Genomic DNA, 12,680 nt, shown 5'->3' with positions numbered 1-12,680 from the left:
ACCATCCCGTTATCAAGTTGTGACCAGATTAGGGGCCAAGACAACTTATGTCCAGTTATGCATCTGACCTGCGACTCCTCCCGGGGTACAGCATTACTGTGGCGTGTCATGGACAACCACTCCTCCGCCCGCTGGCAACAACTCCTCGACCGTCTGCAGAAGGACGACGGACCCCTGGTGGAGACCACCGTGTCGCAGCTGCTCGACACCATCCCCGGGTACGAGAAGGTCGGCGCGGAGGCGCTGGCCTTCTCCGTGCGCCGCTACATCGCGCTGAGTATCCGCATCATCCGCCTCGGCGCCGACCCCTCCCCGAACGAGGTGCCCGAGGCGGACGCTCTCGCCAACGAACGCCTGTCGCAGGGCGTGCCGCTGGGCAGCGTGCTCAGCGGCTTCCGCGTCTCGATGATCATGATCCTGCGCCGGCTCCGCTCTGCCCTCCGATCTGTCGGTGGCCCAGATGGTCAGCCTCTTCGAGAGCAGCGGGGCCGCCCCGCCCCGACGTCGCAGGTAGAAGAAGGTCAGGACATCAGGGCCGTAGCTCGGTGCCGTCGGGCAGCCGGGCGAATCGGCCCTGCTCACGGGGGAAGACCTCCTCGGTGGTCGGCCACGGCCAGCCACCGAAGCGGGTCTCCTGGTAGTCGGTGAACGCCTGCTGCAGCTCGGCGTGCGAGTTGGCGACGAATGGCCCGTGCTGGTACACCGGCGCGCCGATCGGCACGCCCTGCAGCAGCAGGGCCCGCACGGGCTGCGCGCCGGCAGAGAGGGATGTCTGCTCCCGGCCGACCTGCTGGTAGCCCCAGCCCTCCGCGACGGCCTGGCCGTCCACGACCGCGTCACCGTCGAAGACGTAGACGGTGCGTCGGGTGCCGTCGGTGCGCGTCGGGGGCAGGGTGAGTGACTGCCCGGCGGCGACGTCGATAAGCCAGACGGCGACGTCGTTGCCCGGGTCCGCAGCCCACGAGTTCACCGGCGGGTCAAGCGGCGTGACGTCACCGAGTGCACCGGCGATGACGCGCACCGAGCCGCCGTCGGTGGTGTGGACGGGGATATCCTCGGCCCACTGCATGGTGAACTCCGGGGCGGCCGTCTTGGACTCCGGTGGTAGGTTGAGCCAGATCTGGAAGAGCTCGAGCGGGTTGGGGGAGTCCTCGTTGAGCAGCGGGAACATCTCGGAATGGGCGACACCCCGGCCGGTGGTCAGCCACTGGGTGTCGCCCTGGCCGTAGCGGGCGGCGGCGCCGAGGGAATCGGTGTGGTCGACGTGGCCGGAGGTGACCAGGGTGATCGTCTCGAAGCCACGGTGCGGGTGCGCGGGAAAGCCCGGGATCCGCTGGCCGTGGTACATGCGCCAGCCGTCGGGCCGGGTATCACCGGGGCCCATGTCGGCGTCGCCGGCGGGGAAGGCGTCGTCGTGGAAGGCGGTGAAGAGGAAGGGATCGGTGCCCTGCCAGGGGGTGGTGAGACGGAAGGGAACGTGGGGAGCGGTCATGTACATGTCAACAACAGGGGGTCGGCGGTATTCCTGGGGGTCGCCGACGCCCTACCCTGGGGACATGCATATCCGCGGCACGGACGTCGACGAGCAGGGTCGCTGTGCCCACTACTGGGGCGCCCGCGACGTGGTGGCCAACCGTTGCGCCACCTGCGGTGACTTCTGGGCGTGTCACGCCTGCCACGCGGAACTGGCGGACCACCCCTTCGGGCGGATGCCGGTGGACGCGCAGGCGTCGGTGCTGTGCGGGGCCTGCTCGCACGCGATGGACTATGCGGCGTACTCGGCCGCCGCAGCGTGCCCGCAGTGCGGACACCCCTTCAATCCCGGGTGTGAGCTGCACGCCCCGCTCTACTTTCAGATCTGATCGACCACCGCGTCCGCCATCGCGCGCTGGCCCACGGGCGTGGGGTGCATGGGGTAGGCGTCGGTCTCGTTACCGATGATGTCGGTCCACCGCTCGGCCGGGGCGGCACACGCGGAATGTGCGGCGGCGTCGGCGGGCAGGACGAATTCCGCACCGTGGCGCTCGGCCGCCTCACGGACCACGTCGTTGATCCGGTCGGTGAGCGACACCGCCCAGGCGCGGTGCTCCTCCGGGATCGTCGCCAGCTGTGGGCATTCACCGGCGGCGACCAGCGGGAGGTAGCCCGTGACGATCACGCGGGCGCCGGGGCTGGTCTCCGCGATGAGGGTGTGGATCTCGTCGAGTTTCCCGGGGACGGTGCTGAGCTGCTCGCTCACGGGGGCGTCGAGAAGGGTGGGGCAGTCGAGGGGTTCGGTGAGGGCGCGGCGGAAGCACGCGGCGATCTCGCCGAAGCGGATGTCGTTGCCGCCGATCGACAGGGTGACCAGGTCCGTGTCCGGGGTGAGTGCGGCGGCCTGGCCGGGGATGTCGGCGGTGACGGCGCTGGAACAGGTGACGTCCTCGCCGGCGGTGACGCGGTCGTCGGCAAGCACGAGCGAGGGGTAGTTGTCCACGGAGCGGAAGCACTCGAAGGGCCCGGTGGTGGTGGCGCTGCGGCTGCCCATCGCGGCGAAGGAGTCACCGAGGGCGACGTAGTGGTCGTACGTGACGGGTTCGGGCCCGGGTTCCGCCTCAGGGGCCGGACCCGGTGCGGTGCAGGCGGCGAGGAGTCCGGCGAGGGGAAGGGCGAGCAGGACGCGGAATGTCATGCCTCCAACCTACGAACAGATGAATCATCGTACATGTAGTGTCGGAGGTAACTCCTCAAGAAAGGTAGACACATGCGCCGCATGCTCACCGCCCTGTCCACCCTCGCCCTCGGCGCCGCGCTGCTCACGCCCGTCGCCAACGCGCAGGAACTTCTCGACGGCGGCCGCCTCGGCGGCGCCTCCTCCCAGCTCATCCCCGCCGGCTCCTCCCTGCCCGGCGGCGAACTCCCCGAGACCGACCAGGCTGTCGACCTCGAGCGCTACGCCGGCCAGTGGTACCAGGTCGCCGCCCTGCCGCAGCCCTACACGCTGCAGTGCGCGCACAACACCACCGCCGAATACGGCGTCATCGACGAGGAGGCCATCTCCGTCCGCAACTCCTGCGGCACGCTCTTCGGGCCGCCCTCGGTCATCGAGGGCACCGCGTCGGTCCGCTCCGACGCCTCCCTGCGCGTCAACTTCCCCGGCGTGCCCTTCCAGGATGAGGACGGCCCGGTCAACTACCGCGTCACCCACCTGGAGGAGGACTACTCCCTGGCCGTGGTCGGTGACCCGAACCGCCTCTCCGGCTTCGTGCTCTCCCGCACCCCGGGCCTCTCACCTGAGCAGTGGTCGCACGTGCGGGGCGTCGTCGAGTCCCGCGGCTGGAACTCGTGCCTGTTCCTCACCGTCCCGATGGACGGCGGCCGTGGGGATGTCGCGCCTTTGTGCACCCAGTAACTTAGGGTGGCGGCATGCCACCAGCCGCTTCTCGACGCCGCGTCCTCACCGCCCTCATGATCGCCCAGGTCATGGCGGGCCTGGCGCACGGAGTGACCTACTCCATGGGTGCCCTGCTGTCCGCGGACATGGCGGGTGATGCGTGGGGCGGCGCCGCGTCGACGGTGACCACCGTGGGTGCGGCGTTGTGGGCGATGCCGCTGGCGGCGATCGTCAACCGGCGGGGGCGGCGGGCGTCGCTGAGCATCGGCCTGGCGCTGGGTTCCGTGGGCGCGTTGTCGGCCCTGTTCGCGGCGCAGAGCGGGCTGTACCCCTTCCTGCTCATCGGTTTCTTCTTCCTCGGCGCGGCCGTGGCGATGAACCTGCAGGCCCGGTTCGCGGCCGCGGACGCCGCCGACGAGAGACACAAGGGGCGCGACATCTCCCTGGTGGTGTGGTCGACGACGATCGGCGCCATCCTGGGGCCCAACCTCTTCGACCCGACGGAACGCCTCGGCGACGCGCTCGGCCTGGCCAGCTTCTCCGGCGCCTACCTGGTGTGCATCGCGGCGCAGTGGGTGGCGATCCTCGTCCTCCAGATCATGCTGCGCCCGGAGCCCGCGCCCGTGGCGGCGAAGGGCAAGCAGCCGAAGGCGAACCTGCGGGAGTACCCGGTGGTGGCGTCGGCGATCATCACCAACGCGTTCAGCCACTTCGCGATGATCGCCATCATGTCCATGACCGCCGTCCACATGCACGGCCACGGCGCGTCGATGACGCTCATCGGCCTGACGGTGTCCTTCCACGTCGGCGGCATGTACGGCCTGGCGCCGGTGTTCGGCTGGCTGGCCGACAAGTGGGGCGCGCGCCCGACGATGCTGCTCGGCCTGGGCGGCACGTTCATCGCCGCGGCGCTGCTCATCCCGTGGTCGGGCAACGAGACGATCGTCGTCGTCTCCCTCCTGCTGCTCGGCCTGGGCTGGTCCTCGACGCTGGTCGGCTCCTCCGCGGTCGTCGCCAAGGCCGCCCCGCCCGAGCAGAAGGCCGGCCTGCAGGGCCGCTCCGACCTCACGATGAACCTCACCGGCGCCCTCGGCGGCGTCATCGCCGGCCCGGTGGTCTCGATGTTCGGAATGCCGGTCATGGCGGTGCTCGTCATCGTGCTCATGGTCGCGGTCCTCGCGGGGACTTCTGCTTTGCGACGTCGCGCCGGCCACGCTGCCAGGTAGGACTGGCACCGCCCGGCGGGCGGGTGGGGTCACGCCAGGCATATCACCTCAGGTACAGCACCTCATGTGTGGATCGACTGGGACTGCCGGGGAGCAGCCGGGTTACTCGACCTATCACTGCCCGGATATCCCTGACGTGAAATGCCTCAGGGCCCGGGGCCGCCGCCGCGTCAGCTCCGGTACCCCAGCGGCCCGGTGACATGCATCGTCACCGGTTCCCCGACCTCCGGGCGCGTCCCGCGCACCGTCGCCCGGAACACCGTGTCCAGGGCGTCGAGCGTGAGGGACCAGTCGCCGGCGTCGTAGAGCACGGAACGCACCTGCGCGGGGATCCCGTCCTCCCCCGGGGGCAGGACCTCCACCATGTGCGGCAGCACCGCCAGCGTCAGGGTCTCACCGCTGCCGATGATCTCGGAGGGCTCGACGGGGAGGGAGGCGGCGTCCAGAAGCGTGGCGTCCGCGATGAACGCGGCGACCTCGGCGGTGGCCGGGCGCGAGACCAGCTCGGCCGGGGCGGCGATCTGCTGGATGCGTCCCTCGCCGAGGACGACGATCCGGTCGGCGATGGACAGCGCCTCGGCGCGGTCGTGCGTGACATGCACCGTGGTCAGGCCCTCGCGGCGGGTGAGCGAGACGAGTTCGCGGCGGAGGCTGTCGCGCAGCGGCTCGTCGAGGGCGGAGAGGGCTTCGTCGAGAAGCAGGACGGTGGGGTCGGCGACGATGGCGCGGGCGAGCGCCACGCGCTGCCGCTGCCCGGGTCGACGAGGTCGGCCCAGGACTGCGGGGCGTCGGCCTCGTCGATGATGTCGGTGTTGTAGGCGATGATGGTGGGGATGATGCGGGTGCCCACGTAATGGTTGTCGGCGTCGACGGCCTCCTCGATGAGGTCGGCGGTGTCGACGTCCTGCAGCTCGGCGAGGTCGCCGGCGGCCTTGTAGGTCTCGAAGGTGGCGGAGTCGGCGGCCCACAGGACGTCGGCCTCGATGGAGCCGGACTCCTTCTCGGCTGCGATGCGCGCGTTGAGGTCACCGGTGCTGGCGCGGTAGACCTCGACCTTGATGTCGGGGTTGGCGGCCTCGAAGGCGGCGTTGATCTCGTCTACCTTCTCCTCCGGCTCGGAGGTGTAGACGGTGATGGTGGTCGTCTCACCGGTGGCGGCCGCGGTGCTGGCGGGGGCGTCGGTGGTGGCGGTGTCCTCGGCCGGCTCAGAGCAGGCGACGAGGAGGGCGGCTGAGGCACCGACGGCGGTCACCGCGAGGGTGTTGCGGCGGGAGAAGAAGTGGCGCAGGACAAGGTCCTTGGGAGCGTGGGGTGTGTCAGAGCCTTGATCTTCCCACGGGTTCGCCGATCCCGCAGCACTCATACCCAGGTGTGACGGTTCCCAGATGCTTTCCGACGCCCGCCCCCGGCCCCCGGAACCCACCGCTTATTGAGGCGCCGCTCGGGCAGCTGGATCGGAGCCGGGCGAATTCAACCCGTCGAGTTCACTGTCCCCGGGTGCGAAAGGGCACTCTTTTCGACGGGGTGAATTCGGTACGCCCCGTCGCCTACACCCCGCAGAAGCGGCGCACCAGGGAGCGGTACGCCTTGACTGTGAGGTCGACGTCCTCCAGCTCGATGTACTCGTCGTGGTGGTGGAGCAGGTGGAACACGTCACCCAGGGTGCGCTCGCGGGCATGCAGGGCGAAGCCGTAGCCGTTGCCGCCCAGGCGGCGGCCGAAGCGCAGGTCGGAACCGCCGGCGGCGATCGTCGGGACGACGGGCACGCCGGGGAAGAATTCGTTGAAGGTGGCCACGAGGGCGTCGTACAGCGGACCGGAGGTGGGGGAGACCGTGGCCGGTTCGCAGATGAGGCGCTCGATGCGGACGTCGTGGTACATGTCGCCCAGGGCGTCGGCGAGGATGGCGTCGACCTCGTCCTGCGTGGTGCCCGGCAACGGGCGGATGTCCAGGTCGAGGGTCGCGGACGAGGGCAGGACGTTGATGGCGGTGCCCGCACGGAGGATGGTCTGCGAGATTGTCAGGCGGGACAGGGCGTGGGCGTAACGCTTGAGGTCGCCGAAGTGCTCGAAGGCGGTGTCGTCGGTGCCGTCGAGAAGCGCTCGTTCGATCGCGGGGTCGAAGCGGAAGGCGCGGACGAAGCCCTGCCAGAGGGGGTCCTGGGAGACGGGGACGTCGATGAGCGAGATGCGACGGGCGACCTCGCCGATCTTCGCGATCGCCGACTCGCGGCCGTAAGGGTTGGAGCCGTGGCCGGCGTCGCCGGTGACGTGGAGGCGACGCTGGGCGGCGCCCTTCTCTCCGACGACGATGACGAGGGCGTCGGAACCGTCGGCGATCGGCAGGTGCGAACCACCGGTCTCGGAGAGTGTGTTGCGCCAGGAGAACGCCTCGGGGTGCTCCTCGGAGAGCCACTTTGCGCCGAGGGTGCCGCGCGACTCCTCGTCGGCGACGCCCACGAAGGTGAGCGTGCCGGTGGGGCGGCCGGAGCGGGCGGCGTCGCGCAGTACGGCGGCCTGGGTGGCGGTGATGAACAGCATGTCCATGGCGCCGCGGCCGTAGAGGCGGCCGTCGATGATCTCGGCGCCGAAGGGGTCGACGGTCCAGCGGTCGGCGTCGACGGGGACGACGTCGGTGTGGCCGAGGAAGGTGAGTGGCTCGGCGGACGGGTCCGTGCCCTCCAGGGTGACGACGATGCTCACGCGTCCCGGCGCCGACTCGTAGCGCTCGATGGTGATGCCGGGGGTGTCGGCGAAGAAGCGCTCGAGGGTGTCCGCGTTCCGCACCTCCTGGCCGGAGCCGGGGGTGTAGTCGTTGACGCAGGCGTTGCGGATCAGCTCGCGGAGGAGGGCGAGGGTGTCGTCGTAAAGCGGCATGCGTCCAACCCTAATCCCGGGCGCGGCGGGCCAACCAGTTGCCCAGGGACTGGATTCCCTGCACCACGATGATGAGGATGATGACGGTCGCGAGCATCGCGAACGTGTCGAACTGCTGGTATCCGTAGGAGATCGCCAGATCGCCCACGCCGCCACCTCCGATTGTGCCGGCCATGGCCGTGGCGCCGATGAGTCCCACCGTGGAGGTGGTCAGCGCGAGGATGATCGAGGCGCGTGCCTCCGGGAGCATGAACCAGCGGATCGTCTGCCACATCGTCGCGCCCATCGACTCGGCGGCCTCGAGGATGCCGGGTCCGACCTCCAGCAGGGATGCCTCGATGAGTCGGGCGATGAACGGCGCGATGTAGATGGTCAGCGGGACCAGCGCCGCGGTTGTGCCGATGGAGGTCCCCGTGATGGCTCTGGTCAGCGGCACGATGGCCACCATGAGGATGATGAAGGGCACCGAACGGATGATGTTCACCAGGATATTGGTCACCTGGTAGGTGACCGGCTGGGGCCGTAACCCGCCCGGACGGGTGATCACCAGCAGCAGCGCCAGCGGAATGCCCGCGAGCGAGCCGATGAACAGGGAGACACCCACCATGTAGAGGGTCTCCCATCCGGCGTCGATGTACTGCTGGACGGTGACGCGGGTGTCGAAAAGTTCGGTCACGGGAGCACCTCCACGGTGAGTCCTTCCTGATCGGAGAGCCATTGCAGAGCCTGGGACACGCGGGCGCCCGGTGCGTGCAGACCCAGCACGAGGGTGCCCACCGTCGTGTGGCGGAGGGGCGCGTCGGTGGCGTGGAGCAGGTCGGCCTCGACGTCGAAGAGCTTCTCGACGTCACGCAGCACCGACCTGCCCGCACCGGCCTCGTGGACCACCCGGACAACGGTGCCGGCCCGGCCGGACCGGACCTCATCCGCCAGCGTCTCCGGTAGCTTCTGCGGCACGACGGTCTCCACGAATCGCCTGGTGAGGCGTGCCTGTGGGCGGGCGAAGATCTCCTCGACCGGGGCGTTTTCGACCAGTTGGCCGCCCTCGAGGACCGCCACATGATCGGCGATGCGGGCGATGACGTCCATCTGGTGGGTGATGATGAGGATGGTGATCCCCAGATCCTCGTTGATTCGCACCAGCAGGTCGAGGATCTGCGCGGTGGTGATGGGGTCCAGCGCGCTCGTCGGTTCGTCGCACAACAGGACCCGGGGGTTGGTCACCAGGGCGCGGGCGATGCCGACGCGTTGGCGTTGCCCGCCGGAGAGCTGACGCGGGCGGTGGTGGGCGCGGTCAGCCAGGCCGACGCGGTCCAGGGCCTCCGACACCCGCTTGTCGACGTCCTCCTTCGCGGTCCCCGCCAGCCGTAGGGGCATGGCGACATTCTCCGCGACGGTCCGGGAGCCGAGCAGGTTGTAGTGCTGGAAGATCATCGCGACCTCCCGACGCAGGGATCGCAGACCGGACTGCTGGAGCCTGGCCGGGTCACGATCGAGCACGGTGACGGTGCCCTCGCTCGGGGTCTCCAGACCGTTGACCGTACGCAGCAGGGTGGACTTACCCGCGCCGGAGGTGCCCACGACCCCGTAGATGGAGCCTGAGGGAACGGTGAAGGTCACGTCGTCGAGGGCGGTGATGTCCCCGTAGCGGCGGGTGACGTGCTCGAAGGTGACGGCGGACATTACTTGATGGAGTCCGGGACGAACCAGTAGTCGTTGACGTTCTCGGCGTCGAGGAACTCGTGGAAGGACTCGTCGCGGTAGGCGGCGGCGACGGCGTCGGTCCATTCCTCACCGATCTCATCGGCGCGGGTGACGGCGACGAGGATGAGCTCCGGGCGCAGCTTCTCCTGGAAGAGCTGCAGGTTGGGGTCGACCTTCGAGGCGTAGCTCATCGAGCCGGGAATGACGCCCCAGTCGAGGTCTGGCAGCGCGCGCGGGATGGTGGCGGAGTCCATGACCTGGATGTCGAGGTTGTAGCGGTTGTCCTCGATGTCGTTCTCGGTGAGCAGCGCCGGGTCGGCTCCGTCCTTCAGGGTGATCCAGCCTGCGTCGGCGAGGATGTTGTAGGCGCGGGCGGCGTTGGAGGCGTCCTGCGGAATGCCGACGCTCTGGCCCTCGGCCACTGCGTCGAGAGAGTCGTGGCGCTCGGAGTAGAGGCCGGCGGGGACGGTCGGGATCTCGGTGAAGTGGTCGAGGTCCGCGCCCTTCTCGCGGTTGAACACCTCCATGTAGGCGGAGTGCTGGTCGACATTGAGGTCGACGGCGCCTTCCTGCACGGCGGTGGTGGCCTGCTGCAGGTCGGAGAAGTTCGTGTACTCGATGGTCCAGCCGTCCTGACTGAGGATCGGGTCGATGCCGTCCTGAAAGAGGACGGAGTAGGGGCCGGGGGAGACGCCGACGCGGATCGTCTTGTCGTCACCTGCGGTGTCGGAGCCGCAGGCGGCGAGAGTCAGGGCGAGGGTGACGGTGCCGAGCAGGGCGGCTGGGCGGGTGAGCTGCATGATGTTGTCCTGGGGTTGTCTGATATGACTATTTCCGCCATCACTGTAGACGGCACGGTTCAAAAAGAAAAGACCGATCGGTACGAAACACGTGTTCTCCCAGCAGGCCTGATGAATGAAAATCATCCAAGTGCCCGAGCGGGGACATTGTTAACTTCCTGTGACCTGGATTTCAGTAGCGTGGAACCATGAACAACGCACTGATTGATCCCAACATTGACGCCGTCCGCCACGATGACCTGCGTGCCCTCGCCGAGCTCGAGGGCCCGGTCGTCTCCCTCCTCGTCCCGACCCACCGCGGTGGCCCGGAGACCGTCAACGATTCCCGTCAGCTCAAGCCGCTGCTCGGTGATGCCCGCGCCCGGCTCGCCGAGTCCTTCCCGGACGTCGACGCCGATGCCCTGCTTGCAGAGGTCGCTGCGCTGGCCGATGATGAGCCTTTCTGGCAGCGTCAGGCCGACGCGCTCGCGATCTTCGCCTCCCCGTCCGGCACCCGCACCTTCCGCACCACGCTCGACGGCCAGGCCCAGGTCAGCGTCGGTGAGCACGCGAACCTGCGCCCGCTGCTGCCGCTCGTCGCCGATGACATGCCGTTCCTCGTGCTGGCCGTGAGCCAGGACAAGGTCCGCCTGTTCGAGGGCGACCGCAACTCCCTGTCCGAGCTGGACATCGGCGACGCGCCGGCCTCCACCGACGACTCCGACTACTACACCCGTGAGCCGCAGTTCCAGCACCAGGCCGGTGATTCCGCACCCGCCCACGGCCACGACACCGGCGAGGGTGTGGTCCGCGACAGCTTCCTGCGCGACGTGGCCAAGGCCCTCAACACGCGCTTCACCAACGACGACCGCCCGCTCATCCTCGCGGCCGTCGACGAGCACCGCGGCGGCGTCAAGGACTACCTCCCCAACGTGCAGCTTCTCGACGACACCGTCTCCGGCAACCCCGACCACCTCAGCGCAGCGGAGCTCCACGAGAAGGCGTGGCCGCTGGCCTCCGCCGAGGCGGACAAGCGTCACGACGATCTGCTCGAGCGCTTCGGCGAGAATCTCGGTACCGGCAAGGCCACGCACGACGCCACGAAGATCGGGCAGGAGGCGGAGCACGGCCGCGTCGACACCCTCGTGCTCACCACGCTGGCGCTGCGCGAGAACACCCTGGGTGACGCCTCGAAGGCCGCGGATCTCGACGCCGCCGTCGTCCACACCCTGCGCAACAGCGGCACCGTCGACGTCGTCCCAACCTTCAACGAGGAGCGTGCGGCGGGAGCGATCTTCCGCTTTTAGCGTCCAGCCGTGTGCAGAACCTGACCTGAACACCGGTCAGGTTTCTGCATTTTTGCTGGTGGGGCTGAGATATGATCTTTCGCCCCGCCAGCTTTTGCATTCCGCGCCGGGCACCCACTGAACACCGTTCAACCCTTCGGCTACACTGCATTGAACACCGTTCAACGCAAGGAGCCGCATGACCCCCGACATCCTCACCCGCGCCCGCGAGACCGCCCTCGACAAGGGCGAGGGCCTCACCGAGCCCGAGCTGCTCGAGATCCTCGAACTCGACGACACCCACCTCCCCGAGCTGCTCGACCTCGCCCACCAGGTGCGCCTGCGCTGGTGCGGCGAGGAGGTGGAGATCGAGGGCATCATCTCGCTGAAGACCGGCGGCTGCCCCGAGGACTGCCACTTCTGCTCCCAGTCCGGCCTCTTCGAATCCCCGGTGCGTGCGGTGCAGCTCGACATCGCCGAGCTCGTCGAGGCCGCGAAGCAGACGCAAAAGTCCGGTGCCACCGAGTTCTGCATCGTCGCCGCGGTCAAGGGCCCGGACGAGCGCCTCATGGTCCAGCTCGAGGAGGCCGTCGCCGCCGTGTACGCCGAGGTGGACATCCACGTCTCGGTCTCCGTGGGCATCCTCACCCGGGAGCAGGTCGAGCGCCTCAAGGCCGCCGGCGTCAAGCGCTACAACCACAACCTCGAGTCCGCGCGCTCCTTCTTCCCGCGCGTCGCCACCACGCACACGTGGGACGAGCGCCACCGCACCCTCGAGATGATCCGCGACGCCGGCATCGAGGTCTGCACCGGCGGCATCCTCGGCATGGGCGAAACACTCGCCCAGCGCGCCGAATTCGCTGTCCAGCTCGCCGCCTTCGCCCCGGAGGAGGTTCCCATCAACTTCCTCGATCCCCGCCCCGGCACCCCCTTCGCCAACCGCCCGCTCATCGACGCCGCCGAGGCCCTCAAGGCCACCGCCATGCTGCGGCTGGCCATGCCGAAGGCCACCCTCCGCTTCGGCGGTGGCCGCGAGCTCACCCTCGGCGACCTCGGCGTCGAGAAGGGTCTGCAGGGCGGGGCGAACGCCCTCATCGTGGGCAACTACCTCACCACCCTGGGCCGCCCCATGGAGAAGGACGTCGACATGCTCGAGGGCCTGCGCATCCCGATCAAGGCCGTCGGCCAGGTCATCTGATGGGCGACCTCGCCGCCGCCTGCGCCGCCGGGGAGGCCCCTCTCTTCCACCCGAACACCGGTGCCGAGATGGGTGTGGAGGACCGCCCCCTGTCCGTCGGGGCGGCCGCCGGCCTGGAACCGCCGCGCTACTGCCAGCTCTGTGGCCGACGCATGAAGGTGCAGGTCAGGCCCATGGGATGGTTGGCGGAATGCTCCCGCCACGGGGAGCTGGACTCGGTGCTGTTCGACATCTAGCG

13 protein-coding genes and 2 pseudogenes are annotated in these 12,680 nt (G+C 69.0%); 7 read left to right on the top strand and 8 right to left on the bottom strand.

The features are described from left to right. Positions 1-57 precede the first annotated feature (57 nt). A pseudogene (locus tag B9Y70_RS13270) lies at positions 58-402 on the top strand (RsbRD N-terminal domain-containing protein); the annotation flags it as partial. 127 nt (positions 403-529) lie between these two features. On the opposite strand, the gene B9Y70_RS04325 reads toward B9Y70_RS13270, so the two are convergent. Further along, positions 530-1,492 (bottom strand): pirin family protein, encoded by a 963-nt coding sequence (locus B9Y70_RS04325; RefSeq protein ID WP_085549152.1) that lies wholly within the window; start codon positions 1,490-1,492, stop codon positions 530-532. A gap of 64 nt (positions 1,493-1,556) precedes the next feature. On the opposite strand from B9Y70_RS04325, the gene B9Y70_RS04320 reads away from it, so the two are divergent. Continuing rightward, complete coding sequence (locus tag B9Y70_RS04320) at positions 1,557-1,862, top strand: CHY zinc finger protein (protein WP_085549029.1); 306 nt, start codon at positions 1,557-1,559, stop codon at positions 1,860-1,862. Here the strand turns inward: B9Y70_RS04320 and B9Y70_RS04315 are convergent. Continuing rightward, the gene (locus B9Y70_RS04315) at positions 1,853-2,671 is read right to left on the bottom strand and encodes an SGNH/GDSL hydrolase family protein (protein ID WP_085549028.1); all 819 of its coding nucleotides are present in this window, start codon (positions 2,669-2,671) and stop codon (positions 1,853-1,855) included. The two genes, B9Y70_RS04320 and B9Y70_RS04315, sit on opposite strands and share 10 nt — an antisense overlap. Before the next feature lie 72 nt (positions 2,672-2,743). Between B9Y70_RS04315 and B9Y70_RS04310 the strand changes: the two genes are divergently transcribed. Continuing rightward, positions 2,744-3,391: a lipocalin family protein gene (locus B9Y70_RS04310; protein ID WP_085549027.1), complete on the top strand. Its 648-nt coding sequence runs from the start codon at positions 2,744-2,746 to the stop codon at positions 3,389-3,391. A gap of 14 nt (positions 3,392-3,405) precedes the next feature. Continuing rightward, a complete protein-coding gene (locus tag B9Y70_RS04305; RefSeq protein ID WP_085549026.1) occupies positions 3,406-4,599 on the top strand; it encodes an MFS transporter in 1,194 nt (397 codons plus the stop codon). 170 nt (positions 4,600-4,769) lie between these two features. On the opposite strand, the gene B9Y70_RS12905 is transcribed toward B9Y70_RS04305, so the two are convergent. The 6 genes and pseudogenes from B9Y70_RS12905 to B9Y70_RS04275 all read right to left on the bottom strand — a co-directional run bounded on the left by B9Y70_RS12905 (position 4,770) and on the right by B9Y70_RS04275 (position 9,979). Further along, positions 4,770-5,339: an ATP-binding cassette domain-containing protein gene (locus B9Y70_RS12905; RefSeq protein ID WP_085549025.1), complete on the bottom strand. Its 570-nt coding sequence runs from the start codon at positions 5,337-5,339 to the stop codon at positions 4,770-4,772. After that, positions 5,318-5,887: pseudogene (locus B9Y70_RS04295) on the bottom strand (extracellular solute-binding protein); the annotation flags it as partial. The gene B9Y70_RS12905 and the pseudogene B9Y70_RS04295, both read right to left, overlap by 22 nt. A gap of 259 nt (positions 5,888-6,146) precedes the next feature. Further along, positions 6,147-7,475, bottom strand: coding sequence for a M20/M25/M40 family metallo-hydrolase (locus B9Y70_RS04290; protein ID WP_085549024.1), 1,329 nt, complete (start codon positions 7,473-7,475; stop codon positions 6,147-6,149). A 10-nt stretch (positions 7,476-7,485) separates the two neighbouring features. Next, complete coding sequence (locus B9Y70_RS04285; RefSeq protein ID WP_085549023.1) at positions 7,486-8,193, bottom strand: methionine ABC transporter permease; 708 nt, start codon at positions 8,191-8,193, stop codon at positions 7,486-7,488. Then, positions 8,148-9,158: a methionine ABC transporter ATP-binding protein gene (locus B9Y70_RS04280; RefSeq protein ID WP_085549022.1), complete on the bottom strand. Its 1,011-nt coding sequence runs from the start codon at positions 9,156-9,158 to the stop codon at positions 8,148-8,150. Before B9Y70_RS04280 ends, B9Y70_RS04285 begins: the two co-directional genes overlap by 46 nt. Next, on the bottom strand, positions 9,158-9,979 hold the full coding sequence (locus tag B9Y70_RS04275; protein WP_085549021.1) for a MetQ/NlpA family ABC transporter substrate-binding protein: 822 nt from the start codon (positions 9,977-9,979) through the stop codon (positions 9,158-9,160). Before B9Y70_RS04275 ends, B9Y70_RS04280 begins: the two co-directional genes overlap by 1 nt. 188 nt (positions 9,980-10,167) lie before the next feature. Here B9Y70_RS04275 and B9Y70_RS04270 point away from each other — a divergent pair, with 188 nt between their 5' ends. The 3 genes from B9Y70_RS04270 to bsaP all read left to right on the top strand — a co-directional run bounded on the left by B9Y70_RS04270 (position 10,168) and on the right by bsaP (position 12,678). Then, the gene (locus tag B9Y70_RS04270; RefSeq protein ID WP_085549020.1) at positions 10,168-11,265 is read left to right on the top strand and encodes a baeRF3 domain-containing protein; all 1,098 of its coding nucleotides are present in this window, start codon (positions 10,168-10,170) and stop codon (positions 11,263-11,265) included. 178 nt (positions 11,266-11,443) lie between these two features. Next, a complete protein-coding gene (gene bioB, locus B9Y70_RS04265; RefSeq protein ID WP_085549019.1) occupies positions 11,444-12,442 on the top strand; it encodes a biotin synthase BioB in 999 nt (332 codons plus the stop codon). Then, complete coding sequence (bsaP, locus tag B9Y70_RS04260) at positions 12,442-12,678, top strand: biotin synthase auxiliary protein BsaP (RefSeq protein ID WP_085549018.1); 237 nt, start codon at positions 12,442-12,444, stop codon at positions 12,676-12,678. Before bioB ends, bsaP begins: the two co-directional genes overlap by 1 nt. The last annotated feature ends 2 nt before the right edge of the window (positions 12,679-12,680 follow it).

Source organism: Corynebacterium pollutisoli (assembly GCF_900177745.1).
GTDB lineage: Bacteria > Actinomycetota > Actinomycetes > Mycobacteriales > Mycobacteriaceae > Corynebacterium > Corynebacterium pollutisoli.
Note: the sequence above shows the minus strand (reverse complement) of the source record. Positions and strands in the feature narration are given on the sequence as shown.

Excerpts from the sequence above, each read along its gene's own strand:
- B9Y70_RS04285 (WP_085549023.1), bottom strand. The coding sequence starts at position 8,193 with ATGGCTCTCCGATCAGGAAGGACTCACCGTGGAGGTGCTCCCGTGACC.
- B9Y70_RS04280 (WP_085549022.1), bottom strand. The coding sequence starts at position 9,158 with ATGTCCGCCGTCACCTTCGAGCACGTCACCCGCCGCTACGGGGACATC.
- B9Y70_RS04305 (WP_085549026.1), top strand. The coding sequence starts at position 3,406 with ATGCCACCAGCCGCTTCTCGACGCCGCGTCCTCACCGCCCTCATGATC.
- B9Y70_RS04315 (WP_085549028.1), bottom strand. The coding sequence starts at position 2,671 with ATGACATTCCGCGTCCTGCTCGCCCTTCCCCTCGCCGGACTCCTCGCC.
- B9Y70_RS04275 (WP_085549021.1), bottom strand. The coding sequence starts at position 9,979 with ATGCAGCTCACCCGCCCAGCCGCCCTGCTCGGCACCGTCACCCTCGCC.
- B9Y70_RS04270 (WP_085549020.1), top strand. The coding sequence starts at position 10,168 with ATGAACAACGCACTGATTGATCCCAACATTGACGCCGTCCGCCACGAT.
- B9Y70_RS04325 (WP_085549152.1), bottom strand. The coding sequence starts at position 1,492 with ATGACCGCTCCCCACGTTCCCTTCCGTCTCACCACCCCCTGGCAGGGC.
- B9Y70_RS04290 (WP_085549024.1), bottom strand. The coding sequence starts at position 7,475 with ATGCCGCTTTACGACGACACCCTCGCCCTCCTCCGCGAGCTGATCCGC.
- bsaP (WP_085549018.1), top strand. The coding sequence starts at position 12,442 with ATGGGCGACCTCGCCGCCGCCTGCGCCGCCGGGGAGGCCCCTCTCTTC.
- bioB (WP_085549019.1), top strand. The coding sequence starts at position 11,444 with ATGACCCCCGACATCCTCACCCGCGCCCGCGAGACCGCCCTCGACAAG.
- B9Y70_RS04320 (WP_085549029.1), top strand. The coding sequence starts at position 1,557 with ATGCATATCCGCGGCACGGACGTCGACGAGCAGGGTCGCTGTGCCCAC.
- B9Y70_RS04310 (WP_085549027.1), top strand. The coding sequence starts at position 2,744 with ATGCGCCGCATGCTCACCGCCCTGTCCACCCTCGCCCTCGGCGCCGCG.